Below are 26,063 nucleotides of genomic sequence, written 5' to 3'. Positions count from 1 at the left end.
GTACCAAGTAGTGAATTATTAAACGCATTTTTAAAGGGAAAAGAAAAGCTGTATTCTTCTCAAATAATAGAACTTAAATTTCGAGAGAAAGTGTATGGGTGGAGAAATCAAGAAATATATATTAAATTTAAAAATGGACGAATATACCATGCTCCTATATGGGTGGATAATTTTTATCGTTTATTTACCAATAATTATATATTAAGAGATTCTTGTTATGCATGTAGATTCTCAAGTATGGAACGACAAGGAGACATAACAATTGGAGATTTTTGGAATCTGAAAAATGTAAATGAGGCATTTGAGGATAAATTGGGCGTATCATCTGTTATTATAAATTCCGAAAAGGGGGAAAAAGTATTTGAAACACTAAAAAACAAATTTGATATAATAGAGTGTTCGTTAAATGAAATTAATCAGAAGAATTTGAATAGTCCTTCACCTAAACCATATCACTACGAAGAATTCCAAAGGATGATTGAAAAAAAAGGATTCGAGTACTGTTTAAAAAAATACGGATCAATGAAGATGCTTGAAAAAATAAGAAGAGTTTTGTCACCTGTGAAACAAAGATTAAAAGCAATGTTAAGGCATTAAAAGTGGCTGGGAGAAAAAGAAAGTCTATAGTTTAGATAATAAAGGAGGAAAAGTGATGAACACAACATTACTTATTATGGCTGCCGGTATCGGTAGCCGTTTTGGAACAGGAATCAAACAGTTGGAGCCAGTGGATGATGCTGGACATATCATTATGGATTATTCAATCCATGATGCGATTGAAGCTGGTTTCAATCATGTGGTATTTATTATCCGCAAGGATATCGAGAAGGAGTTCAAAGAGGTCATCGGTGATCGCATTGCCTCCATTTGCTCTTCTCATAATGTAACTGTGGATTACGCTTTTCAGGACATTGACGATATTCCGGGAAAACTTCCAGCAGGTCGCACAAAGCCGTGGGGAACCGGTCAGGCTGTGCTTGCAGCGAAGAAGGTCATCAAGACTCCGTTTATCGTCATCAATGCGGACGATTACTACGGCAAGGAAGGTTTCAAAGCCGTACATGAGTATCTGGTGAATGGTGGAAAGTCCTGCATGGCTGGCTTTGTGCTGAAGAACACGCTGTCTGATAACGGTGGCGTGACCCGTGGCATCTGCAAGATGGATGAGCAGAATAATTTGACTGAGGTTGTGGAAACCAAGAACATTGTAAAGACCGCAACTGGGGCAGAAACAGATGGCGTAGCTGTTGATGTGAATTCTCTTGTTTCCATGAATATGTGGGGCTTGACACCGGAGTTTTTGGATGTGCTGGAAGATGGCTTTAAGGAGTTTTTTAAGAAAGAGGTCCCGGGTAATCCTCTGAAAGCAGAATATCTGATTCCCATCTTTATCGGTGAGCTGCTGGAGCAGGGAAAGATGTCTGTAAAGGTTCTGAGAACCAATGACACTTGGTATGGTATGACATATCATGAGGATGTCGCAGCTGTAAAGGACAGCTTCAAGAAGATGCTGGAAAACGGCGTGTACAAGGCTGACTTGTTCAGTGATCTCTAAACAATGATGAAAGAAACGATTGATTTATTCGGGAAGATCCTCACAAACATCCTGACTGCACTATATGAGCCGTTTGGCTTTTCGCTTCTTCTTTCCTTTTTTGCCATGTTTTTCTATCTGTATGCGTATGAACCTACCGCAGCAGGCAAAGGATGGAAGAGCGCCATAGTGACTTGGTATCAGAAATTTAAAGAGAGCGTGTTCTTTCGGAAGATGTTCTTACTGGTTTTCGTGACATCGATGATCTTGTTCCGAACGCTGCTGAATCGGAACCTGTGGCTAAATCCTTTGTCAAATGTCATGGGTGGCTGGGGCATCTGGGAGACCGTGAACGGCGAGCAGAAACTTACAACTGAGTGCATTGAGAACGTGATCATGATGGTGCCGTTTACCAGCATGGTTATATGGACATTTCAAGAGAAAGTGGGCAGTAGCTGGAAGAAGATACTGTGGTATAGTGGAAAGGTAGCGTTCATTTTTTCGATAAGCATTGAGGTGCTACAATTATTGCTTCGCTTGGGTACATTCCAGCTATCGGACATCTTCTACAACACAGTCGGCGGAGTGCTAGGCGGATTGATGTACTGTGCGTTGATGAAGGCAAGAAAGCGTCTATAAAACTGGATGAAATTGTGATATACAGGGAGCGGTAGCTCCCTACATTGCTCGTAATAATCACACACCTCTTCGTGGTGAGCAGCAGGCAACGATCTTATGATCGGCTAAGTGTGAGAAAAACTAGAATGTCAGAAGGAAAAGGTTATGGCTATTATACCAGCCCCAAAAACACATAGTGATGTAGCAATGAATCAGCATCTTATTCCAAGATGTTACATGAAAGCGTGGAAACATAATAGCGGTAATGATCCGAAAGTCTGGTTGTTTGATAAGAGTGTGGGTTATTGTGAATCCAACCCGGAAAATTCGGATTGGACTTTAAGATCCTTTTCCACCAAGGAGATAATGGCAAAAAACGGGTTTCATGACATTAAAGCAGGGTTCCCATATATGCCAGACGAGGCACTTCATGAGATTTACGATGACATACTGCAGTTTAATGTGGTATGTGATGGTAAGAATTTGAATAGTCCAGAATTACTTAATCAATATTTTTACGACTTCGATAAATGGGAGATAAAAGATTCTTCTGGAATAGAGTTTACAGAAGATGAAAAAAGACATCTGAAGGAATATTTTAATAATTCAAGATGGACCTTTGTCGAAACTGAATGAGCACACACATATGAAAATAATTGGGGAGAATTTATTCAATCAGTAGAAAATAAGATAAAGCAGGCGTATGCGAATAGAAACACTTCGACAAGTAGCAGTGTGACTCAAGACGAATTGAATACTCTAATGAAATACTGCATGATTTATAACTGGAGAAGCATTGCTGGTAACGAAATATTTAACTCTATTTATGATTTTATACCATTCACAGACGAACTGAAAAATGTAATAATCCCAGAAGCAGATAGAACATATGAAGATGATGTCACTGCGTATGCTCAGATGAAGCACGCATCAATAATAAAAGCATTTGTTGATTATCTGCAGTCAGACAGTGGAAAGATGAAAACTATAGAGAGCGCATTTATGCAAAGAGTGGCTCCAGTTTTCCTGATGACGAACGATACGAATCCCTTTATTACATCAGATGTTCCATCTTTTACAAGAGACAGAGCAGATGGTTTAAAGGATATCATATTTGTTGCAACTCCGACGTTGGCTATTGGATATGGCAGAGGTGAGACAGGCAAATTTATAGTGAGTAAACTCTCACAAAATGAAGTGCTGGAATATAATAAGTCTATTGCTAAATATGGAAATAAACTGGTTATTAAGGATCAAAATTATGATGTCAAGTAATTGTTTGTGGGCATTTCAAAAAGAATTACTTGATGAATCTGAGAATATTAGATTTGGAAAGACCGTTTGGGAAGCCACAAAAGTTGTAGCAGTATTTTCTTTTATGATAGAATTTACTCAGTTATTATTCCATCTTGGAACATTTCAAATATCGGATCTGACCTATAATACACTTGGTGGAGCAGCAGGTGGTATTATCTATTATTTGGGACATTGTCGAAAAGGAAAGGGAAAAAATAAAATAAGAAACAGAGGACAGCTATCGGAGCATTAGTCCGGAGCAAAGAATCCTCTGTTTTAGGTGTAAATTGATTGGATTCACATGGAAATAGGAGTTATAAGATGGTAGGAAGACCAAAAAAGAAACCAGAATATAATCCAGAACTTCAATTTAATAATTTTCTTCAAGAGTTAAGAGATGCCTATGAAAAAGCAGATTCTTTAAGATCACTGGCAGATGAGTTAAATATTAGTCTGCTTAAACTTCGTAAGCTACTTATTACTGCAGATGTATTCACATCAGATAGATGTACAGAAATCAATGATCTGCATCAGTCAGGAAAAAAGATTCCGGAGATTATGAAATTCACAGGTCTTTCCAGAGCATCGGTTCATTCCTATCTGCCCTACACTAAGGGAATTTATAATGCAGCAGAGATAAGTTTAAATGCGGAGCGATGCCGGACGTATAAGATTCGGCAAGAGCAGGTTCGGCTTCTACACGAAATACCATCAGAGGAAAATCTGTGGCAGACTGTTATTGCATTTCAGGAGTATCCATTTAAAACGGCAACAGGATTACCATTCCGATATAAATTGAAGGTCGGTAAAAACGGAGAGTATAACAGAGAGCTGCTGATAGACCGGAGAGAGAAAAGTAAGAGCCTTGCCTGGAGTAGTGTGGTGCTGGCATTTGAAAATAGTAAGAAGGTTTCAGAAGAAGTGAAGAAACCGAAGGCACTTGGAGACATTAGAGGAGTTTCATATATTTATCCGATACTATGGCGATTTGGCATCATCAGAGTTCCGGAAGCAATAGAGAAGAAAATGCATCAACATTTGTATTAAGAAAGAGGATAGAAGAATGACAATTATCGTAACCGGCGGAGCCGGATTTATTGGAAGTAACTTTGTATTTCATATGTTGGATAAATATCCTGATTATAGAATTGTATGCGTGGACAAGCTTACATATGCAGGAAACTTATCTACTTTAGCTCCAGTAATGGATAATCCTAATTTCCGTTTCAGCAAGATTGATATTTGTGACAGAGAAGCAATCTATAAATTATTTGAAGAGGAACATCCAGATATGGTTGTGAACTTTGCTGCAGAATCCCATGTAGACCGTTCTATTGAAAATCCTGAGATTTTCTTAGACACAAACATTAAAGGAACTGCTGTTATGATGGATGCCTGCCGTAAATATGGTATCAAGAGATACCATCAGGTAAGCACTGATGAAGTTTACGGAGATCTTCCATTAGACAGACCGGACTTATTCTTTACAGAAGAGACACCAATCCATACAAGTTCTCCATACAGTAGTTCAAAGGCAGGAGCAGACTTATTAGTTCTTGCTTACCACAGAACTTATGGGCTGCCTGTAACAATTAGTCGTTGCTCTAACAACTATGGACCATATCATTTTCCAGAGAAGTTAATCCCGTTAATGATTGCCAATGCTTTAGCAGATAAGCCATTACCTGTTTATGGCGAAGGATTAAATGTTCGTGATTGGCTCTATGTAGAGGATCATTGCCGTGCGATAGACTTAATCATCCATAACGGACGTGTTGGAGAAGTTTACAATGTCGGCGGTCATAACGAGATGAAGAATATTGACATTGTAAAGATTATCTGTAAAGAAATTGGAAAGCCGGAAAGTCTGATTACTCATGTAACAGACCGTAAAGGTCATGATATGCGTTATGCCATTGATCCAACAAAGATTCACAACGAATTAGGCTGGCGTCCAGAAACAAAATTTGAAGATGGAATTAAGAAGACGATCCAGTGGTATTTAGATAATAAGGAATGGTGGGAGACAATTATTTCCGGTGAATATCAGAACTACTACGAAAAAATGTACGGAAACAGATAAGAATATTAGGAGCGATAAGAAATGAAAGTATTTGTAACAGGCGTGGCAGGCCAGCTTGGTCATGATGTCATGAATGAATTACATACGATATTGCAAAGCTGAGTGATGGGAAAAAGCTGGCTAAGGTTTGCTATTATGGAACGAAGGCGGCAGGTGATGAAAAATTGAAAAAAACAGAGAATATAATGTGTTTTCATAAAAATCTTACTGTGATAAACTTATAGGAAAAACGAAGGAGGATAAATCAATGTTTGACACAATTCATCATATTGCAATTATAGGAAGCGATTATGATAAATCAAAACATTTTTATGTTGATTTACTGGGATTTGAAATAATCCGGGAAAATTATCGAAAAGAACGGGATGATTATAAAATAGATTTAGCTTGTGGAGAGCAGGAGATTGAGCTATTTATTATAAAGGATGCTCCGGCCCGTGTGAATTATCCAGAGGCACTTGGTTTGAGACATCTGGCATTTAAGGTAAAAAGTGTTGACGATACGGTTAAGGAGCTTAACGCAAAAGGAATAGCAACAGAACCAGTACGTTTAGATGATTATACTGGAAAGAAAATGACATTTTTCCATGATCCGGATGGCTTGCCATTAGAAATCCATGAATAATTGAATTTAAGCGCTTACGATTAGAAAAGTAATAAGATGAGCAAAAACCTGCATTTTCGATTGGGAAAATACAGGTTTTGTTAATATGTAAAATGTCTATATTATATAATATCTATTAATCTCTTTTGAAAATATCACGTGTATATACTTTGTCAAGTACATCATCCAGACGAGAATCGTACCGGTTTGTGATGATTACTTGACTTTTCTTTTTGAATTTTTTTAGATCATTTACCACGAGTGATCCAAAGAATGTTTCTCCATTTTTTAATGTTGGTTCGTAAATGATAACAGTGGCCCCTTTTGCTTTGATTCGTTTCATAACACCTTGAATAGAAGACTGTCTAAAGTTATCAGAATTTGATTTCATAGTCAAGCGGTAAACACCGATAACGCAATTCTTCTCCTGATCCGGAGCATAATCCCCACGATTGTAATAATCATAATATCCGGCCATATTTAATACCTGATCAGCAATAAAATTTTTTCTAGTTCTATTACTTTCTACGATAGCAGAAATCATGTCCTGTGGAACATCATTGAAGTTTGCCAGAAGCTGTTTTGTATCTTTGGGCAAGCAGTATCCACCATATCCAAAACTTGGATTGTTGTAATGTGTTCCAATACGTGGATCCAGGCAGACACCGTTGATGATTTCCTGTGTATCTAAGCCTTTTGTCTCAGCATAAGTATCCAGCTCGTTGAAATAAGAAACACGAAGAGCAAGGTAAGTATTTGCAAAAAGTTTTACAGCCTCAGCTTCGGTGAATCCCATAAATAATGTGTCAATATTTTCTTTGATTGCTCCTTGCTGAAGAAGTTTTGCAAAGATTTCAGCTTTTTCTTTTGATTCCTCATCGCAGGATACAATGATTCTGGATGGATACAGGTTGTCATAGAGTGCCTTTGATTCACGTAGGAACTCAGGGCTGAAAATAATGTTTTTTGTATTATATTTAGCTCTTACAGATGCTGTATATCCAACAGGGATAGTAGATTTAATGATCATAGTTGCATCTGGATTTACTTTTAATACAAGTTCAATAACGGCCTCTACTGCAGAACAGTCGAAGAAATTTTTCTTGCTGTCATAGTTAGTCGGAGCTGCGATTACTACAAAGTCTGCATTTTTGTATGCTTCTTCTCCATTCAGTGTGGCGGTAAGATCCAGTTTTTTTTCAGCGAGATACATTTCAATATAGTCATCCTGGATTGGTGATTTTCTGTTGTTGATTAGTTCTACTTTCTCAGGAATAATATCTACAGCTGTTACGTGATTGTGCTGGGATAGGAGTGTTGCAATCGACAGACCTACATAACCGGTACCGGCAACAGCGATATTATATTTTTTATTGAGGACAGGTTTATTTACTATAGAATTTTCCTCCTCAAATAAATCGGTTATTTCGAATCCAAGTGCTTCGGCAATGGCCTGAAGCTGATCGATGGAAGGAATATAATCTAATCCCTCTAATCGGCTTACCATAGCTCTGTGGATGCCAGTCATTTTGGCAAGCTGAGCTTGCGTAAGTTTTTGCTCTTTTCTTTTGGCAATAATTGTATCCGCCATTTTCTTATAAGAGATCTTTTTCATAATTACTCCCTTGATGTTATTAATTATCACATTTTAAATGTGAAATGATTACAATCCAAAACATTTTCATGCTAACAGAAGCGTGTGAGGGTGTCAATGTTAGGGGCTGTGAAAAAAGATAATTCTATTATTAATAACAAAAATATTTGTTGCTTTTATGAAAGCATTTCCAGAATGACTGCCTGATAGCCTTCCAGCATAATCTCATTGCCCTCGGTCTTAAGCTGCGGCAGATTGTTCAGCACGATGTGTTTGAGCTTTGATGGAAGTGTCAAAGTCTGTTGCTGGGTTTTATAGTTGCCAATCACGAGCAATGTCTGGTCAGCAGATTTTCGGTAGTAAGCCATGACACGGTCCTGATTCTCAAATACAGGGAGGAGATCACCGTATACGATCGTTTCAGCATAAGCTGGATCCTTGCGCAGTGCAAGCAGACGACGGTAGTACTGGTAAACAGAATCCGGATCATTTTTCTGACTTTCCAGATTGATCTTTTTGTAATTGTAATTTACCCTGAGCCATGGGGTACCGGTTGTAAAGCCTGCATTTGCAGAAGCATCCCACTGGTAAGGAGTTCTGGCATTATCGCGGCTGATGCGGTTTACTGCCTTTAAGGCGCTGTCTGGTGTCAGACCGGCATTTAATGCCACCTGATATTCGTCGAGTGTAGAAATGTCATCGACCTCATCAATCGACTGAAATTCTACATTTTCCATACCAATTTCCTGCCCCTGATAGATAAATGGAAGACCACGGAGCATGATATTCATTGTGGCAAGCAGCTTTTTGGAAGTGTTGGTGCATTCGCCCTCTGGGATATAGCGAGAAACGCCGCGCGGTTCATCGTGATTTTCAATAATATTGGAGAGCATGCCGAAGTCTTCAATCTTTTTCTGACTGGCGAAGCAGCAGCTCCGGTAATCATTTGGTGTGATTACTGTCTGGTCATACCAGCCCTTCGCGCTGGCACCGAAGATAGTCTCATTGAAATCAAACATCGTTGAGAAGTAGCCGTTGTCACCGATGAAATCCGGAAGCTCTTCCGCTTTTTCATTGAAGATTTCTCCGACAGTAAATGCACCATGCGGAAGGAAGGTGCGGTCACGCATTTCTCCTAAAAATTCACCCACACCGACTGCGTGTTTCAGCATTTCGTCCGGACTGCACATTCCATCTTTGCGGTCTGCCGGATAATTCTGCCACGGAAGCGGTTTTTTGATATTAATGATCGCATCGATGCGGAAGCCGGCAAGTCCCTTATCAAGCCACCAGTTGATCATTTTATAAATTTCCTCGCGCAGCTTTGGATTTTCCCAGTTCAGGTCTGGCTGCTTTTTATGGAACATGTGCAGGTAATATTTCCCAGGCTGGCCAGGGAGTGGCTCCCACACACTGCCACCAAAGTAGGAACGCCAGTTACAGGGCAGTTTTCCATTAGGGCAGTCTTCAATGTAAAAATATTTTCCATATTCTCCGTCCGGATCTTCGCAGGCTTTTTTGAACCATTCATGCTCATCCGAACAGTGATTGACGACGAGATCCATCAAAATGTGCATATCACGTTTCTTTGCTTCGGCAATCAATAGATCCATGTCATCCATTGTACCGAAACGTGGATCGATATTGTAATAATCAGAAATGTCATAGCCTTGATCTGCAAGTGGAGAGCAGTAAATTGGAGAGAGCCAGATAATATCTATACCGAGGTCTTTGAGATAATCGAGCTTGCTGATAATGCCTGGAAGATCGCCGATGCCGTCTCCGTTGGAGTCACAGAAGCTTTTCGGGTAGATCTGATAGGCGGTTTTTTTGTGCCACCATTTTTTTTGCATAGTAAAAATCCTTTCGTTGTAAAGTGTGTGTATCAGTGGAAAGAGAAGCCGTTCCTGGCGTCCTTCATTGATTAATAGTGGTTTCAATAAAAATTATTTTCTTTTCGATTTTTAGAAACAATCTCATTATACTCCCTTAAGTAAGAAAATGCATCCTCAATCATGTGCCGAAGTGGCATGGCATAGTGAGTTTTTGACTGATTTTTCAAACCCCAGATGACAATAGAGTCCTGTTTTATTTTATGTGAAGGATAAAGTATATACCCGCGATATTTTCAAACGCGATTAGAGGAGTATGAGTGCCTGGACCGTGGGGTATCTGGAGGCGTTGAGTGATTTGGAAAAGTAGAGAAAGTGTTGAAAAGTTGCAGGAAACATAATTAAATTGGACAACAATACAGAGGTATGATAATATTTATTGTATCTTAATGAGGATATTGAATGAGATTAGTAATTGATAAGAAAGAATTAGAATTATTAATTGAACAAAAGAAAGAATACATTGGGAATCAAGTTACTATTGATACAGTAATAGCAGGTGTTTCATTTTTATTGTCAGTAATGACAGCGCAATATCAGAAGATTTTTGGAATATCAGGAGAAATAATAAAAGTATTTTTTTGTACAATTGGTATTTTATATGCAGTAAAAATCATATGGGATTTCTATAAATATAGAAGGAATAAATATACTCATAAAGTTTTAATGAAAGAGATAGAGGATTTAGATATGATTCAACATAATCATTCATTGGTAATTATTAAAGAGTCATTTAATGATAATATGAAGAGATTTTTACTTTATTATGATGAAAAATGGGATTGCAAATTGTTTTTGAATTATAAAACGCAGGAACGTGGAGATGAAGCTGCGATTATTGCAAATGTAGTGAAAGAGTTGAAGCTTAATCAGAAAGAAGTAAAATGTCGATACATTACTTCAAAGTTGCAGGAAAAATATTCAGTAAGTCATCGTGAAAATAGAATTTATAATCATCGTTTATATGAGCTTCAGGTTAATAGATTTTCAGAACAGGAAATGGAAAAGGATTTTGTTGTAAATGGAAAGCATTATTATTGGATGAGTATAGAAGAAATGGAAAAAGATGATAACATTAGGAACAAAAATCTGGAAGTGGTAGATTTTGTAAAAGAATATATGGGATAAAGTTTTCCGCTTGTGTATTTCGCAGAGTTTTTGAAGATACACAGGCGGTTTTGTTACTTATATGGTAGCAGGAGGTTGCTATGTCGGAAATGAAGATGAATTATATTTTTATAGAAAAAGAAACGCAGGATTCGATATCTATGTGTGAGCAGATCGCTGAGCTGCTGGGTGTGGAGGACAGCAAGATGAAGTCAGGCAACTTGCCAATGTCAGGTTTCATTTGCTTGCAGGATGTGGAAGTGTTTTATGAGATCTCCGGCAAGAGTGGTGCGGATCAATATTTCCTGGAATTAAGTACAAAAGCCAGAGTGAACAGAGCTGTGATCGCACTGCAGACATTAGATGATACCATTTATCAATCGCCGAAGCAGACGTATTACACGGCAATTCGTGTGTATGATGGGATTTCGGAAAGCTATTGTAAGCGGCTCTATCCTAAATATGCAGAGTTTGAGCGGCTGCTTCGCACGTTGGTATCTCTGATCGTGACGAAGGCGTATGGAAGTGCATGGCGGGAAGAGACCGTGCCGGAAGAGATGATGGCAGATCTTAAGAAGAATGCAAGAGGCAATCTGCCGATCAGTGAGACTCTGGAGCAGATGGATTTATCCACGGTGGAAGAATATTTATTTGCAGAAAGAGAAGTTGTGTATGAGGAGGTTGTCGCAGGCAGCGGTGAAAATGCAAATGGGACGGCTGGTAAAACAGCAGATTTTGAACAATTATCAAAAGAAGAATTATGCCGGTTGCTGGAAGAACTTCGACCGACAAGCCTGTGGGAGCGGCACTTTGAATCACTTGGAAGTCAGAAAAAGTGGAAAGAGAAAATTGTTGGCGTACATCCGGTGCGCAACAAAGTGGCACATCAGAAACGGATCAGCGGCGCGGAATATAAGCAGACAACCAGAAAACTACAAAGCCTGAACCGGGATCTGAAGCATGCGATTGGAGAGATCCAGAAGCAGAACTTCACAGATGTGAGCCGGGCAGATATGCTGGGAAGTTTTGTTGATGTATTGGAAAATATTCAGCTTATGACAAATGCTACAAAGGCAGCGGTGTCTGCAATATCAGCAGTACCGGCAGCTGTGGAAAATGTTGCCAGATTGAATGCAATTTCACCGGTTACAAAAAGTACGCAGATGATAGCGGAAGTATTATCTGATATGCGGCGTAGCCAGCAGAAAGTAATGGCAGCAGTCAGACCGGCGGCTATAGCTGCGAGCATGCAAAAAGATGTGGTATCGGAAGTTGCGAAAAGTCTTCGTATACCACAGACAATGCGTGACAGTATCGCAACTGCGGCGAAGATGTCACGGCTTATGAACATTTCAGGAATTGTAAATCTGGAAGATAAGGGGAATAAAACTGAGGATAATGACTTAGAAAACAATAGGGACTAGTAAATTCCGGCAATTTACGCTATAATAGATAGGATTATAGGCAAAACTAAGGAATTAATAAAAAGAGATAATAATCAAGTCCGGATCTGCCGGACGCCAAATATAATATACCAAAGTAGAAAGGATTTTAGAACGATGGGTAAGTATTTTGGAACTGATGGTTTCCGTGGGGAAGCTAATAGGAACCTGACAGCAGATCACGCATACAAGATTGGGCGTTTTCTCGGCTGGTATTATGGAGAACTGAAAAGACAGAATGGAGATGACACTCCGGCTAGAATTGTAATTGGTAAGGATACAAGACGTTCCAGCTATATGTTTGAATATACACTGGTCGGTGGACTGGTAGCATCCGGTGCAGATGCATACCTGCTTCATGTTACAACAACACCGTCTGTAGCTTATGTAGCAAGAGTAGATGAGTTTGACTGTGGTATTATGATTTCCGCAAGTCATAATCCATATTATGACAATGGAATTAAGCTGATTAATGGTAATGGTGAGAAGATGGATGAAGGAACAATCAGCCTGATCGAAGCATATCTGGACGGAGAAGTAGAATTATTTGGAGAGAAATATTCAGAAGTTCCGTATGCACACAAAGAGAAGATTGGTCGTACTGTAGATTATGTATCAGGAAGGAACCGTTATGTCGGATATCTGATTTCTCTTGGAATGTATTCGTTCAAGGGTGTCAAAGTTGCATTAGATTGTGCGAATGGAAGTTCATGGAATATTGCCAAATCTGTATTTGACGCACTGGGAGCAAAGACTTACGTGATCAATGCGGATCCGAATGGAACAAATATCAATAACAATGCAGGGTCTACACACATTGAAGGACTGCAGAAGTACGTGGTAGAAGAAGGCATGGATGTTGGATTCGCTTATGACGGAGATGCTGACCGCTGTCTCTGTGTGGATGAAAAAGGGCAGGTCGTAGACGGAGATGCGATTCTTTACGTATATGGAAGATATATGAAAGAGCGCGGAAAACTGGTGACAAATACAGTTGTTACAACAGTTATGTCTAACTTCGGACTTTACAAAGCATTTGATGAGCAGGGTATCGGTTATGCGAAGACTGCTGTCGGAGATAAATATGTATATGAATATATGCAGAAGAATGGCTGCCGAATTGGTGGAGAGCAGTCCGGTCACATTATTTTCTCAAAATATGCATCAACAGGTGATGGTATTTTAACCAGTCTGAAAATGATGGAAGTTATGATGGCAAGAAAGAAGACAATGAGCCAGCTGACAGAAGATTTACACATTTATCCACAGGTGCTTGTGAATGTACGTGTACAGGATAAAGCTGTTGCACAGGCAGACCCGGATGTGCAGGCAGCAGTACAGAAAGTTGCAGACGAGCTGGGTGATACAGGAAGAATCCTTGTCCGTGAATCTGGTACAGAGCCACTGATACGTGTAATGGTAGAGGCTGAGACACACGACATCTGCCAGAAATATGTGGATGATGTAGTGAATGTGATTAATGAAAAAGAGAAGACAAGATAGCCTGGCTCTCAGAATCAGAAAATGTAGATAGATGATAAGGTCGTATGATCTGACAGGAAAGATAGGAGTATTAAGAAATATGTGTGGAATTGTAGGATATGTAGGAAATAATCAGGCAGCACCGATTTTGTTGGATGGACTGTCCAAGCTGGAATACCGTGGTTATGATTCGGCCGGAATTGCTGTCCGTGATGCAAATGGCGATGCTGAGATTGTTAAGGCAAAAGGACGTCTGAAGATTCTGGCTGAGAAGACAGATAATGGTGCCGCTGTCCCGGGAACATGTGGAATCGGCCATACAAGATGGGCAACACATGGGGAGCCGTCTGAGAACAATGCACATCCGCATAAGAGTGATGATGGCAATGTAGTTGCTGTTCACAACGGTATCATTGAAAATTATCAGGAATTAAAGGAAAAACTGTTAAGAAAAGGATATACATTCTATTCCAATACAGATACAGAAGTAGCGGTAAAACTGATCGATTACTACTATAAGAAATATGAAGGAACACCGGTTGATGCGATGAATCACGCAATCGTCCGCATCCGAGGTTCTTATGCGCTGGCAGTTTTGTTTAAAGATTATCCGGAAGAGATTTATGTGGCCAGAAAAGACAGTCCGATGGTTCTCGGAGTTGCTGACGGAGCATCATATATCGGATCTGATGTACCGGCTATTTTGAAATATACAAGAAATGTATATTATATTGGAAACCTGGAGATGGCGCGTGTAAAGAAAGGGGAGATCACTTTCTATAATCTGGACGGAGAAGAGATTGAGATTGAACCAAAGGAAATTAACTGGGATGCAGAAGCCGCTGAAAAAGGCGGTTATGAACATTTCATGATCAAAGAGATTCATGAACAGCCAAAAGTTGTAGGAGATACCATTAACTCTGTTCTTACGACAGATGGCAAGATTGATTTGTCAGAGGTTGGTCTGTCAGAAGAAGAGATCAAAGATATTCGTCAGATTCACATTGTAGCATGTGGTTCTGCATATCATGTTGGAGTTGCAACACAGTATGTAATGGAAGATCTTGCAAGAATTCCAGTGCGTGTAGAGCTGGCATCCGAATTCCGTTATCGCAATCCGTTACTGGATGAGAAGGACCTGGTTGTACTGATCAGCCAGTCCGGTGAGACAGCAGATACGCTGGCGGCACTTCGTGAGTCCAAAGCAAGAGGTGTGCGCACACTTGCAATTGTAAATGTAGTAGGTTCTTCCATTGCAAGAGAAGCAGATAATGTATTCTACACACTGGCTGGACCGGAGATTTCCGTTGCAACAACAAAAGCATACAGCACACAGTTAATTGCAGGTTATGCACTGGCAATCCAGTTTGCCAAAGTAAGAGGCGAGATTGACGAAGCACGTTATAGCGGTCTGATCAAGGAAATGCAAACCTTACCGGAGAAGATTGAGAAGATTATTGAAGACAAAGAGAGAATCCAATGGTTTGCATCCAAACAGGCAAATGCAAGAGATGTATTTTTCGTAGGTCGTGGTATTGACTATGCAATCTGCCTGGAAGGAAGTTTGAAGATGAAGGAGATCAGCTATATTCATTCTGAGGCATACGCTGCAGGTGAATTGAAGCATGGAACGATTTCTCTGATTGAAGACGGCATTCTTGTTGTCGGTGTTCTGACACAGCCGGATCTCTATGAGAAGACAGTTTCTAACATGGTTGAGTGCAAGAGTCGTGGCGCTTACCTTATGGGACTTACAAACTTTGGACAGTATAATATTGAAGATACAGCAGACTTTACGGTATATATTCCAAAGACAGATCCGTTATTTGCAACATCACTGGCAGTCATCCCGTTACAGCTCCTTGGTTATTATGTCAGCGTTGCAAGAGGTCTGGATGTAGATAAGCCGAGAAACCTTGCGAAGAGTGTTACAGTAGAGTAATCTTCCTGCAAAATGCGGTCGTTTAGAAAATATTAAGAGAATATTAATAAAAAAGGACGCTCAATATTGTGATGAAAATGCTATAATATTATCGCAATATTGAGCGATATAGCATCTAAAGGAAACTGCCAATGGCGGGTTTGAGAGATGCTGGAATAAGGAGAGGTACAAATGAAAACGACATTAGTTATTATGGCTGCCGGAATCGGATCCCGTTTTGGCGGCGGAATCAAACAGCTGGCACCGGTCGGACTGCATGGGGAGATCATCATGGATTATTCCATTCATGATGCAATCGAAGCAGGATTTAATAAGATTGTCTTTATTATCCGTAAGGACATTAAGGAAGCATTTAAGGAAGCAATCGGAGATCGTATTGAGAAGATCTGTGCGGATCTGGATGTAGAGATTGCATATGCATACCAGGAACTGGATGCACTTCCGGAAGGAATCGAACTTCCGGCCGGACGTACGAAACCGTGGGGAACCGGACAGGCAGTTCTTGCGTGCAAAGATGTTTTAAAAGAGCCATTTGCAGTTATCAACGCAGATGATTACTATGGAAAGGAAGCATTTACTAAGCTTCATGATTTCCTCGTAGATTACACACCGGAGAAGGCGAATGCATTCTGCATGGCAGGTTTCATCCTGAAGAACACATTAAGTGAGAATGGATCTGTTACCAGAGGTGTGTGTGAACTGAATGAGAAAGGCTATCTGACAGCGGTTCATGAGACACATAACATTGTGAAGACAGTAGACGGTGCAGCAGCCGATACAGAAGACGGATTAAGAGCCATCGATCCGGAATCTTATGTATCTATGAATATGTGGGGACTGACACCGGAGTTTATTGGTGTGTTGGAAGATGGATTCAAAGAGTTTTTTGAGACAATGGGAGACAAAGATATCCTGAAAGCAGAATATCTTTTGCCGATTTATATTGATGAACTATTACAGGCTGACAAAGTATCTGTAAAAGTGCTTGACTCTCATGACAAATGGTTTGGCGTAACATACAAAGAAGACAAAGACTGTGTTGTAAAATCATTTGCCAAACTGATCGAAGACGGCGTATACGCTGAGAAACTGTTTGAGGACTTGAAGTAAGAATTATCAGAAATAAGAAAGACTGTTATAGCATGTGTGCATGCTATAACAGTCTTTCTTGATTTTATGAAGTTATTGTAATGTTGGAGCGTTTTATGAGAAAATACAATTACATCAACGGTATAATAATATAGAAACGAAAAAATTGTAAATTTGCAAACCATCGCAAACCCGTGTAAAATGGGCATTTTCAAAGACGCTCGACAAGAAAATACAAAAAAGTTGAAAAAAATTAAAAAAAGGGGTTGCAATTTTTGGATTTGCTGATATAATAATATTTGTTCGCTGATGAAATACAAAAGATAAACAACGAACGTAACAGAGAACTACGTAATGCGGATTGGTGTAATGGCAGCACAGCAGACTCTGACTCTGTTAGTAGAGGTTCGAGTCCTCTATCCGTAGTTCCTTGGCAGGGGCGCCGAGTGTTTTGAATGTTTGAAACATTCGGTTGACATGCCGGAGTGTGGCTCAGCTTGGTAGAGCGCTACGTTCGGGACGTAGAGGTCGCAGGTTCAAATCCTGTCACTCCGATTAAGATGAATCTCAAAGCTTATTGCTTTGAGATTTTTTTTTGCTATGGCATCCGGAGAAATTTGCCGGTGGTAAGTTCTGTAGCTTATGGTGATGGGAAAAATGCGTCATACTTGCATGATTTATAATTGCAATTTCTTGACATCTGTTGGTGGGGCGAGTATCATTAACTGTGTTAAGACTGTAACTATCCAGTATAGTTACAGTAGATGAATTAACGAGTAAAAGAGTGATGACAAGGGGAGCTTATGTATAGGCTGAGAGGAAGTTTAGAAACTTCGACCCGGAACCTGATATGGATAATGCCATCGTAGGGATGTATTAGATATTACAGAACCCTCCTTCGTCTTCAGTCGAAGATACAGGAGGATTTTTTTGTGTTTCAAATGTTAGTAAACAGTGAAGGTGGTCTGACGACTGCCGGATATGTAACTTGTATTGTGGTGGGAGTTATTTTGTTCCTGCTTGGATCAGTGTTTGCGCGGAAAGGTACGCAGAATGTGAATGAAAATGGAAGTAAAGCAAAGAAAGGTATCGGCATAGCGGTGGGAACCAATCAGCTTGTATTTTGTGCAATGGCAATTGCGCTTGCAGTGGTGACTTCTTATTTGAAAATCTTTTCTCTGCCATGGGGCGGAAGTGTCACGTTGTGCAGTATGTTATTTATTGTACTGGTTGCAAACTGGTACGGTGTACAGACGGGTATTTTAGTAGGTTTAACTTATGGAATCTTACAGTTTATCCAGGAGCCATATGTACTTTCTTTCTTCCAGGTATGCTGTGATTATATTCTTGCTTTTGCAGCACTTGGAGTTGCCGGCTTTTTTGCGAAGAGTTCCAATGGACTGCTCAAAGGATATATTGCCGCAGTTCTTGCAAGAGGAGCATTTCATGCGTTGGGTGGCTATCTATATTGGATGAGTTATATGCCGGAAAATTTTCCACAGGCATTGAAGAGTGTATATCCGATTGTGTATAACTATAGTTATCTGCTTGCAGAAGGTGTACTGACTGTGCTCGTTATTTCTATCCCGGCAGTAAAGAAAGCACTTGCGCAGATTAAGCGGATTGCGACGGCGTAGTAAGCTTAACGGCAGGTAAAAGCAAGTTGGAGCTTACGGAGGAAGGCTAAGAATAAGCTTAAAAAGAAGAAAAACAACAGGAGGATAACAGTCATGAAATTATTTCAGCAGAAATCAGTGATCGAGAAATATGATGATGTGAAAAGCTTCGTGGAAGCATACAACATCGGAGCGGATGATTTCATTCTCGCGACAAAACGGATTTACGAGACCTGTTTTGCACCGCTGAATCTGAAAGCACATGTAGAATACAAGAGCAAATATGGCAGCGGTGAGCCGACAGATGTAATGATCGATGCACTGCTTGAGGATTTCCGTCAGGGAGATTATAAGAGAATCATTGCTATCGGCGGTGGAGCTGTCATTGATATGGCGAAGATTCTTGTACTGGACGGGGAAGCGAAAGCAGAGAGCTATTATCGGAAAGAAGTACCGCTTCGCAAAGTGCGCACACTTCTTGCAGTGCCGACAACCTGTGGCGCAGGATCGGAAGTGTCCAATGTCTCCATTACAGAGATTACTTCGATCCACAGCAAATTAGGACTCGCCGTAGACGAGATTTATGCAGATGAGGCAGTGCTGATCCCGGAACTTTTGCGTGAGCTTCCATATGAGTTCTTCGCAACCAGCGCGATCGATGCATTTATCCATGCGATTGAATCTTTTGTATCACCAAAAGCGAACCTCTACACGGAGATGTTCAGCGAGAAAGCAATGGAGATGATCGTGCATGGATTCCGTGAGATTATCGCTCATGGAAAAGAATACCGGATGGAGCTGCTGGAAGATTTTCTTGTGGCAAGTAATCTGGCAGGTGTTGCATTTGGCAATGCTGGAACCGGAATGGTGCATGCCATGTCCTATCCGCTGAGCGGAATGTATCATGTCGCACACGGAGAGGCAAATTATCAGTTTCTGACTGCCGTATTTGCTGCTTATCAGAAAATGAATCCGACCGGCAAAATCATTCGTCTGAATGCGTTTCTTGCAAAAATGATGGAATGTGATGAAGCGGTTGTCTATGAAAAACTGCAGGAATTATTAGACCAGATTATCAGTCGTAAAAAATTAAGAGAATATGGCATGAAGGAAGAAGAAATCCATTCATTTGCCGTAAGTGTAGACGCAAGTCAGCAGAGACTTTTAAATCAGAGCTATGTGAAGCCTACCATTGAGCAGATGGAGGCAGTTTACAGAGAACTGTACTAGATAGTGTACGAAAGTATAGAATAGTATATTCAAACATCAGGAGGAGAATTATGCTTGGAGAAATGTTAAATAAAGTCAGAGAGACAACCCCTCTGGTTCACAATATCACAAATTATGTAACCGTAAATGATGTGGCAAATGTATTGCTGGCATGTGGCGGAAGTCCGATCATGTCTGACGAGCCGCAGGATGTGGAAGATATTACTTCCATCTGTGGAGGATTGAATATCAATATCGGTACATTAAATATAAGAAGTATCGAAGGCATGAAGCTGGCTGGAAAGAAAGCGGCAGAACTTGGACATGCAATTCTGCTGGATCCGGTAGGAGCGGGAGCAAGTGCACTGCGCACGAACACAGCCGTTTCTCTGATGGAAGAAATTCCGTTTTCTGTGATCCGTGGAAATATTTCCGAGATCAAAACCCTGGCATCCGGCAGTGGTACAACAAAAGGCGTAGATGCTGATGTTGCAGATGCAGTGACAGAAGAGAATCTGGATGAAGCAGTTGCATTTGCAAAGGCATTTGCGGAGAAAGCAAACTGTGTTGTTGCGATTACAGGGGCGATTGATCTGGTGAGTGATGGAAAATCCTGCTATGTGATTCGTAATGGACGCCCGGAAATGGGTAAGATTACAGGAACTGGCTGCCAGTTATCCGGAATGATGACTGCATATATTACTGCAAATCCGGAGCATATGCTGGAGGCGGCAGCGGCAGCAGTATGTGTGATGGGACTTGCCGGTGAGATCGGATTTTCACGGATGCAGGACGGAGACGGCAATTCTACATACAGAAACCGTATTATCGATGCGATTTACAATATGGACGCAAAAACACTGGAAGAAGGTGCAAAATATGAACTGCGATAAGAAAGATTTACTTTTATATGCGGTGACAGACCGTCACTGGCTTGGAGAAGAAACATTATATGAACAGGTGGAGAAAGCGCTGAAAGGTGGAGCTACATTTATCCAGCTGCGTGAAAAAGAACTGGATACAGCGCATTTCTTAGAAGAGGCGAAGGAAATCCAGAAACTTTGCAGAGAATATAAAGTGCCGTTTGTGATCAATGATAATGTAGAGATTGCGGCAGAAATTGAGGCAGACGGTGTGCATGTCGGACAGAGTGATATGGAAGCCGGAGATGTGCGTGCAAAACTTGGAGCGGATAAGATCATCGGTGTTTCTGCGCAGACGGTTGAGCAGGCACTCCGTGCGCAGGAACATGGCGCAGATTACCTTGGCGTTGGTGCGGTATTTCCGACAGGTTCTAAGGCAGATGCGGTAGAAGTGGATCATAATGTGCTGAAAGCAATCTGTGAAGCAGTGGATATTCCGGTTATTGCCATTGGTGGAATTACAAAAGACAATGTAAAAGACCTTGCCGGCAGCGGTATTTGCGGAATCGCAGTGATCAGTGCGATTTTCGGACAGAAAGATATTGAAGCTGCAACAAAAGAACTGCGCGAACGCACTCAGAATATGTTGAGAAATTAAGAGAAGTTATGCATAAAGAAGTTCGATATAAGAAGGTTTAATAGGAAATGAAATTAAAAAACAGAGAAATAGACGGTGTGATCTTCGATGTGGACGGTACTTTGCTGGATTCGATGGCGATCTGGGAGGATGCCGGAGCCAGATATCTGCGTAGTGCCGGGATTGAACCGGCGCCGGATCTTGGGAAGATATTATTTCCGATGAGCCTGGATGATGGCGTGGCTTATGTGAAGCGGGAATACCATCTGGAAGAGTCAGAAGCAGAATTAAGAGAAGCGGTATTAAAACAGGTAGAGATTTTTTATAAAGAAGAGGCACCGCTGAAAAAGGGTGTACGTAAGCTCCTTGAGAAGATGAAAGAGGCAAAGGTGCCGATGATCGTGGCAACTTCCAGCGATAAAGAGCAGATCGAAGCAGCGTTTGAACGACTGGAGATTGCCGGATACTTTAAGGAAATATGGACTTGCACGGATGCCGGAGCAGGAAAAGACAAACCGGATATTTATTTTCAATGTGCTGATAAGCTTGGAAGCACACCGGAGCATACATTGGTATTTGAGGACGCATTACATGCGGTAACAACCGCAAAACAGGCAGGCTTCCCGGTAGTCGGACTGTATGACCGCTTCAGCGAAGAAGGACAGGATGAGTTAAAAGAACTGGCGGATCTTTATGCGGGTGACCTTGTGGAGGCTACGGGGAAACTGCAATTCTAACTGCGCTCCTGTCTGTGGGAGAGCTGCAATTTTAACTGCGCTCCTGTCTGTGGGAAGAGGTTCAGGATAAATGCGATGGATAAGAAAAATAATTAGAATAGATTGGAAAAGGATAAATAGATGAATACGAAGAAAAGAAAAACAACCCTCACAATTGCGGGAAGTGATTCCAGCGGCGGCGCGGGGATTCAGGCAGATATCAAGACGATGCAGGCAAATGGCGTTTATGCCATGAGCGCGATCACGGCGCTGACAGCACAGAATACGACAGGAGTATCCGGAATTTTTGAAGTGACACCGGAATTTTTAGGACAGCAGTTGGATGCGGTATTTACAGATATTTACCCGGATGCGGTTAAAATTGGTATGGTCGCTTCCGCTGAACTTGTAAAAATGATCGCTTTCAAACTTAAAGAATACAAAGCAGAACGGATTGTCGTTGATCCGGTGATGGTGTCCACAAGCGGTTCCAGACTGATCAGCGAAGAAGCAATCCAGATACTGAAGACGGAACTATTTCCGCTGGCAAGTGTGCTGACACCGAATATTCCTGAAGCAGAAGTCCTGTTTGGTGCATCTATTCATTCAGCAGAAGACATGGAGCGCGCAGCGCAGGCAATCAGCGAAGAATATCACTGCGCTGTGTTGTTAAAAGGCGGTCATCAGTTAAATGATGCCAATGATCTGTTGTATGCAGAAGGAAAGAGCCGTTGGTTTTATGGGCGTAGAATTGATAATCCGAACACGCACGGAACAGGATGTACATTATCCAGTGCGATTGCATCGAATCTGGCAAAAGGATATGGACTTGAAGAAGCTGTGGAGCGTGCAAAAGAATATATTTCCGGAGCACTTGCGGCAATGCTGGATCTGGGAGCCGGCAGCGGACCGATGGATCATGGATTTGATATCGGTGGAAAATTCACCTCACAGAGTGATTTGTAGAGATATTGTGGGTGCACGAAGTACGGAATAATTAAGAAAGAACATTTCCTCATTATGTAAAAAGCCTCCGGCAGGATGCGCAATAATCCAACGTTTTATTGATAAAAATACATCTGGAACAAACGGGGAAAGGAATTGACTTCCTTACGAAGTTAGTCTATACTAACCAATAGAAACGATTAGTGAGAACTAACTAAAGATTGAAAAAAAGCAAATAAGTTAGGTGAAACATAAGAAAAGATAAGGAGAATGGATATGAGCAAAGTAGCAGTCGTATATTGGAGTGGAACAGGCAATACAGAGGCAATGGCAAATGCAGTTGCAGATGGAGCAAAGAAAGCAGGAGCAGAGGCAGAGCTTTTAGGATGCAGTGATTTCTCAGCAGCAAAGGTAGCGGAATATGATGCAATCGCATTTGGATGCCCTGCAATGGGAGCAGAAGTGTTGGAAGAAAGCGAATTTGAGCCTATGTTCGAAGCTTGCAAGGGCGCACTTGACGGAAAGAAAATCGCACTTTTCGGTTCATATGGCTGGGGAGATGGCGAATGGATGCGCAACTGGGAAGAAGACTGCAAAGCTGCAGGAGCAGAGCTTGCGTGTGATAGCGTAATGAGCAATGAGGGGCCTGGAGACGCGGAAGTAAAATCTTGCGAAGACCTCGGAGCAGCATTGGCATAAATAATACAAGCAGGACGGAGCTTTTTAATGAAAGCCCGTCCTAACTTATTATGGAGAAAAAATATCAATAAAGAACTTTTCTGTGGATTTTATGAAAATGAGGGATTATACTTGTGTGAACCCAAAGAAATGGGGAGAAAAAAATAAGAGAAAACAAGGAGGAAGATACAAGATGGATTGTTTAAAATTTTTATCAAAATCTAATATGAAGAAAAGTGGACTTTTTGCAGCAGGTGTTTTGTTTGGCACAGCAGGAATTAAAGTACTTGCAAGTGATGATGCAAAAAAAGTATACACAGGATGTACAGCAGCAGTGCTTCGTGCAAAAGAATGTGTAATGAAGACAGCAGCAAAAGTACAGGAGAACGCAGAGGATATTTACGCTGAGGCTCAGCAGGTAAACGAAGACAGAGCCGCAAAGGCAGAAGCTGTAGCAGATGCAGAAGAGGTAGCTGAAGAAACAGCAGAAGAGACAGAAGAAGTTAAAGAGGAAGAAGCGTAAGATCATGAAGTTTTTAATCAAGCATGATATTAAAGGCAGAATCCGTGTGCAGATGTGCCAGACGAGAATGTCATTTTCACAGGCAGACATGCTGCAATATTATCTGGAAGGCAGAGAGTATATCCATGCAGTGAAGATTCAGGTGCGAACACAGGGCGTGGTGATTCAATATGAAGAAAGTGCGAGAGCACAAGTGATCGATGACCTGCGTGCATTTGGATATGACAGAGTGACGGTTCCTGAGAGCTATCTGGAAAAATCAGGCAGAGAGTTAAATCAGGAGTACTGGGATAAGCTGGTCAACAAAGTTGTCCTGCATTTCGGCAATAAATTATTCATGCCGCTGCCAATCCGTACAGCGATTGCAACTGTGAAATCAGTAAAATATATCTGGCAGGGTGTTCGTACATTTGCAAAAGGTAAAATTGAAGTGCCGGTTCTCGATGGAACAGCAATTGCAATTTCCATGTTACGTGGAGATATAAATACAGCAAGTTCTGTCATGTTCCTGCTCGGTATTGGTGAAGTACTGGAAGAGTGGACGCATAAGAAGTCGGTAGATGATCTGGCAAGAAGCATGTCACTGAATATCAGTAAAGTATGGCTGGTAACAGATGGAAAAGAAGTTCTTGTCAATGCAACGAAGATCCAGCCGATGGACGAAGTTCGTGTGCATGTCGGCAATGTAATTCCGTTTGATGGTGTTGTGACAGCCGGAGAGGCGATGGTCAATCAGGCATCCCTGACAGGTGAATCTGTTCCGGTGAGAAAATGTGAAGATCGTTATGTTTATGCCGGTACAGTGGTAGAAGAAGGCGAACTGACTGTCCGTGTCAAAGAGACGAATGGTTCCAGCAAGTTTGAGAAGATTGTGACAATGATCGAAGAATCTGAGAAACTTAAATCTTCTCTGGAGAGCAAGGCAGAGCATCTTGCAGATCGTCTTGTGCCGTATACATTTGCGGGAACATTTGCGACCTATTTCCTCACAAGAAATGTGACGAAAGCATTGGCTGTTCTGATGGTTGACTTCTCATGTGCATTGAAACTTGCAATGCCGATTTCCGTATTGTCTGCAATCCGTGAAGCGAGTGAACACAGCATTACGGTCAAGGGTGGAAAATATCTGGAAGCCATGGCAGAAGCTGAGACGATCGTATTTGACAAGACAGGAACGTTGACAAAAGCACAGCCGACAGTTGCTGAGGTTGTTTCTTTTGATGGCAGAGAGCCAAAAGAATTACTGCGTATTGCCGCATGTCTGGAAGAACATTTCCCACATTCTATGGCAAAAGCAGTTGTGAAAGCTGCAAAAGAGCAGAATCTTGTACACGAAGAATTACATTCAAAAGTAGAATATATTGTTGCACATGGAATCTCTTCTAAGATTGAGGAAAAGAAGGTTGTGATCGGAAGTTACCATTTCGTATTTGAGGATGAGAACTGCAAAATTCCGGAAGGGATGCAGGAGAAGTTCGATACACTGCCGGATGAATATTCTCATTTGTATATGGCGATCGAGCAGGAGCTTGCGGCCGTTATCTGTATCGAAGATCCGATCCGTGAGGAAGCGAGAGAAGTGGTTGCAAGACTGAAAGAAGTCGGACTATCCAAGGTTGTTATGATGACAGGAGACAGTGACCGGACAGCGAAAGCGATTGCTGCAAGAGTTGGTGTTGACCGGTATTTCTCAGAAGTACTGCCGGAAGATAAGGCGAACTTTATCGAAGCTGAGAAGAAAGCCGGAAGAAAAGTCATCATGATTGGCGATGGAATCAATGATTCGCCGGCACTGTCAGCGGCAGATGTTGGCATTGCGATCAGTGACGGTGCTGAGATTGCAAGAGAGATCGCAGACGTGACGGTCGGAGCAGACAGCTTACATGAGATCGTGACACTGAAAGAATTAAGTGACCGGTTAATGAGCCGGATCCATGGCAATTACAGAAGTATTGTCGGAATTAATACAGGACTGATCCTGTTAGGCGTGATGGGCGTGATACCGCCGACAACATCCGCACTTTTACATAATTCTTCAACTTTATATATCAGTTTAAAGAGTATGAAAAATCTGTTGCCGGAATAGGCAGCAGATTTTTTTATGGTGACGAGGAAAATGCGATGCTTTAATAATTTCTTAATTTTCTATAAAAAGGAGCTTTTTATAGAATTTTTCGCTATAATAAAAAGATA

The 26,063-nt window shown here is 41.2% G+C and carries 25 protein-coding genes, 2 tRNA genes, 1 pseudogene and 1 riboswitch; of the genes and pseudogenes, 26 read left to right on the top strand and 2 right to left on the bottom strand.

Going from position 1 to position 26,063, the window contains the following annotated elements; genetic code table 11:
• The 10 genes and pseudogenes from H8S07_RS10585 to gloA2 form a co-directional block, all read left to right on the top strand.
• The coding region (locus tag H8S07_RS10585) for a Coenzyme F420 hydrogenase/dehydrogenase, beta subunit C-terminal domain (RefSeq protein ID WP_186855984.1) at positions 1 to 597 on the top strand (597 nt) is incomplete at its 5' end.
• A 55-nt stretch (positions 598 to 652) separates the two neighbouring features.
• Positions 653 to 1,555 carry a sugar phosphate nucleotidyltransferase gene (locus tag H8S07_RS10580; RefSeq protein WP_118659499.1) on the top strand — a complete coding sequence of 301 codons (903 nt, stop codon included), beginning with the start codon at positions 653 to 655 and terminating at the stop codon, positions 1,553 to 1,555.
• A 3-nt stretch (positions 1,556 to 1,558) separates the two neighbouring features.
• Positions 1,559 to 2,173, top strand: coding sequence for a VanZ family protein (locus tag H8S07_RS10575; RefSeq protein ID WP_330598558.1), 615 nt, complete (start codon positions 1,559 to 1,561; stop codon positions 2,171 to 2,173).
• Between the two features lie 144 nt (positions 2,174 to 2,317).
• Positions 2,318 to 2,788, top strand: a complete 471-nt coding sequence (locus H8S07_RS10570) for a hypothetical protein (RefSeq protein WP_186855983.1) — start codon at positions 2,318 to 2,320, stop codon at positions 2,786 to 2,788.
• A gap of 21 nt (positions 2,789 to 2,809) precedes the next feature.
• Positions 2,810 to 3,427: pseudogene (locus H8S07_RS10565) on the top strand (hypothetical protein); the annotation flags it as partial.
• Entirely contained in the window at positions 3,414 to 3,701 is a 288-nt protein-coding gene (locus H8S07_RS10560; RefSeq protein WP_243176014.1) for a VanZ family protein, read from the top strand. The pseudogene H8S07_RS10565 and the gene H8S07_RS10560, both read left to right, overlap by 14 nt.
• A 68-nt stretch (positions 3,702 to 3,769) precedes the next feature.
• Entirely contained in the window at positions 3,770 to 4,495 is a 726-nt protein-coding gene (locus H8S07_RS10555; RefSeq protein WP_186855982.1) for a hypothetical protein, read from the top strand.
• Between the two features lie 16 nt (positions 4,496 to 4,511).
• The gene (rfbB, locus tag H8S07_RS10550) at positions 4,512 to 5,531 is read left to right on the top strand and encodes a dTDP-glucose 4,6-dehydratase (protein WP_186855981.1); all 1,020 of its coding nucleotides are present in this window, start codon (positions 4,512 to 4,514) and stop codon (positions 5,529 to 5,531) included.
• Positions 5,532 to 5,608: 77 nt separating this feature from the next.
• Entirely contained in the window at positions 5,609 to 5,755 is a 147-nt protein-coding gene (locus H8S07_RS15030) for a thioester domain-containing protein (protein ID WP_408640169.1), read from the top strand.
• A 23-nt stretch (positions 5,756 to 5,778) separates the two neighbouring features.
• Entirely contained in the window at positions 5,779 to 6,156 is a 378-nt protein-coding gene (gene gloA2, locus H8S07_RS10545) for an SMU1112c/YaeR family gloxylase I-like metalloprotein (RefSeq protein ID WP_118659505.1), read from the top strand.
• A gap of 115 nt (positions 6,157 to 6,271) precedes the next feature.
• On the opposite strand, the gene H8S07_RS10540 is transcribed toward gloA2, so the two are convergent.
• Both H8S07_RS10540 and H8S07_RS10535 read right to left on the bottom strand, forming a co-directional pair.
• A complete protein-coding gene (locus tag H8S07_RS10540) occupies positions 6,272 to 7,750 on the bottom strand; it encodes a nucleotide sugar dehydrogenase (RefSeq protein WP_186855980.1) in 1,479 nt (492 codons plus the stop codon).
• A 155-nt stretch (positions 7,751 to 7,905) separates the two neighbouring features.
• Positions 7,906 to 9,582 carry an alpha-glucosidase gene (locus H8S07_RS10535; RefSeq protein WP_186855979.1) on the bottom strand — a complete coding sequence of 559 codons (1,677 nt, stop codon included), beginning with the start codon at positions 9,580 to 9,582 and terminating at the stop codon, positions 7,906 to 7,908.
• A gap of 441 nt (positions 9,583 to 10,023) precedes the next feature.
• Between H8S07_RS10535 and H8S07_RS10530 the strand changes: the two genes are divergently transcribed.
• From H8S07_RS10530 to H8S07_RS10455, 16 genes are all read left to right on the top strand, one after another.
• On the top strand, positions 10,024 to 10,749 hold the full coding sequence (locus H8S07_RS10530; RefSeq protein WP_186855978.1) for a hypothetical protein: 726 nt from the start codon (positions 10,024 to 10,026) through the stop codon (positions 10,747 to 10,749).
• Positions 10,750 to 10,829: 80 nt separating this feature from the next.
• On the top strand, positions 10,830 to 12,152 hold the full coding sequence (locus tag H8S07_RS10525; protein WP_186855977.1) for a hypothetical protein: 1,323 nt from the start codon (positions 10,830 to 10,832) through the stop codon (positions 12,150 to 12,152).
• A gap of 135 nt (positions 12,153 to 12,287) precedes the next feature.
• Positions 12,288 to 13,673 (top strand): phosphoglucosamine mutase, encoded by a 1,386-nt coding sequence (glmM, locus tag H8S07_RS10520; RefSeq protein ID WP_117536833.1) that lies wholly within the window; start codon positions 12,288 to 12,290, stop codon positions 13,671 to 13,673.
• 79 nt (positions 13,674 to 13,752) lie between these two features.
• Positions 13,753 to 15,594 (top strand): glutamine--fructose-6-phosphate transaminase (isomerizing), encoded by a 1,842-nt coding sequence (gene glmS / locus H8S07_RS10515; RefSeq protein ID WP_186855976.1) that lies wholly within the window; start codon positions 13,753 to 13,755, stop codon positions 15,592 to 15,594.
• Between the two features lie 171 nt (positions 15,595 to 15,765).
• On the top strand, positions 15,766 to 16,704 hold the full coding sequence (locus H8S07_RS10510) for a nucleotidyltransferase family protein (RefSeq protein ID WP_186855975.1): 939 nt from the start codon (positions 15,766 to 15,768) through the stop codon (positions 16,702 to 16,704).
• 334 nt (positions 16,705 to 17,038) lie between these two features.
• A tRNA-Gln gene (locus tag H8S07_RS10505) sits at positions 17,039 to 17,109 on the top strand.
• 55 nt (positions 17,110 to 17,164) lie between these two features.
• Positions 17,165 to 17,238, top strand: a tRNA-Pro gene (locus H8S07_RS10500).
• 228 nt (positions 17,239 to 17,466) lie between these two features.
• Positions 17,467 to 17,572, top strand: a riboswitch (TPP riboswitch).
• A 43-nt stretch (positions 17,573 to 17,615) separates the two neighbouring features.
• On the top strand, positions 17,616 to 18,320 hold the full coding sequence (locus H8S07_RS10495; RefSeq protein WP_186855974.1) for an energy-coupled thiamine transporter ThiT: 705 nt from the start codon (positions 17,616 to 17,618) through the stop codon (positions 18,318 to 18,320).
• 93 nt (positions 18,321 to 18,413) lie between these two features.
• The gene (locus H8S07_RS10490) at positions 18,414 to 19,529 is read left to right on the top strand and encodes a 4-hydroxybutyrate dehydrogenase (RefSeq protein WP_118519503.1); all 1,116 of its coding nucleotides are present in this window, start codon (positions 18,414 to 18,416) and stop codon (positions 19,527 to 19,529) included.
• A gap of 50 nt (positions 19,530 to 19,579) precedes the next feature.
• The gene (gene thiM, locus H8S07_RS10485; RefSeq protein WP_186855973.1) at positions 19,580 to 20,401 is read left to right on the top strand and encodes a hydroxyethylthiazole kinase; all 822 of its coding nucleotides are present in this window, start codon (positions 19,580 to 19,582) and stop codon (positions 20,399 to 20,401) included.
• Positions 20,388 to 21,029: a thiamine phosphate synthase gene (gene thiE / locus H8S07_RS10480; RefSeq protein ID WP_117536829.1), complete on the top strand. Its 642-nt coding sequence runs from the start codon at positions 20,388 to 20,390 to the stop codon at positions 21,027 to 21,029. Before thiM ends, thiE begins: the two co-directional genes overlap by 14 nt.
• A gap of 47 nt (positions 21,030 to 21,076) precedes the next feature.
• Positions 21,077 to 21,745, top strand: coding sequence for an HAD family hydrolase (locus H8S07_RS10475; protein ID WP_186855972.1), 669 nt, complete (start codon positions 21,077 to 21,079; stop codon positions 21,743 to 21,745).
• Between the two features lie 120 nt (positions 21,746 to 21,865).
• Positions 21,866 to 22,690, top strand: coding sequence for a bifunctional hydroxymethylpyrimidine kinase/phosphomethylpyrimidine kinase (gene thiD / locus H8S07_RS10470; RefSeq protein WP_021861167.1), 825 nt, complete (start codon positions 21,866 to 21,868; stop codon positions 22,688 to 22,690).
• A 255-nt stretch (positions 22,691 to 22,945) separates the two neighbouring features.
• Complete coding sequence (locus tag H8S07_RS10465; RefSeq protein ID WP_118519500.1) at positions 22,946 to 23,368, top strand: flavodoxin; 423 nt, start codon at positions 22,946 to 22,948, stop codon at positions 23,366 to 23,368.
• Between the two features lie 172 nt (positions 23,369 to 23,540).
• Positions 23,541 to 23,870: a DUF6110 family protein gene (locus H8S07_RS10460; RefSeq protein WP_021860099.1), complete on the top strand. Its 330-nt coding sequence runs from the start codon at positions 23,541 to 23,543 to the stop codon at positions 23,868 to 23,870.
• A 4-nt stretch (positions 23,871 to 23,874) separates the two neighbouring features.
• Positions 23,875 to 25,956, top strand: coding sequence for a heavy metal translocating P-type ATPase (locus H8S07_RS10455; protein ID WP_186855971.1), 2,082 nt, complete (start codon positions 23,875 to 23,877; stop codon positions 25,954 to 25,956).
• Positions 25,957 to 26,063: the final 107 nt, after the last annotated feature.

Source organism: Dorea hominis (genome assembly GCF_014287705.1).
Classification (GTDB): domain Bacteria; phylum Bacillota; class Clostridia; order Lachnospirales; family Lachnospiraceae; genus Dorea_D; species Dorea_D hominis.
This window is presented reverse-complemented; position numbering and strand designations above follow the sequence as displayed.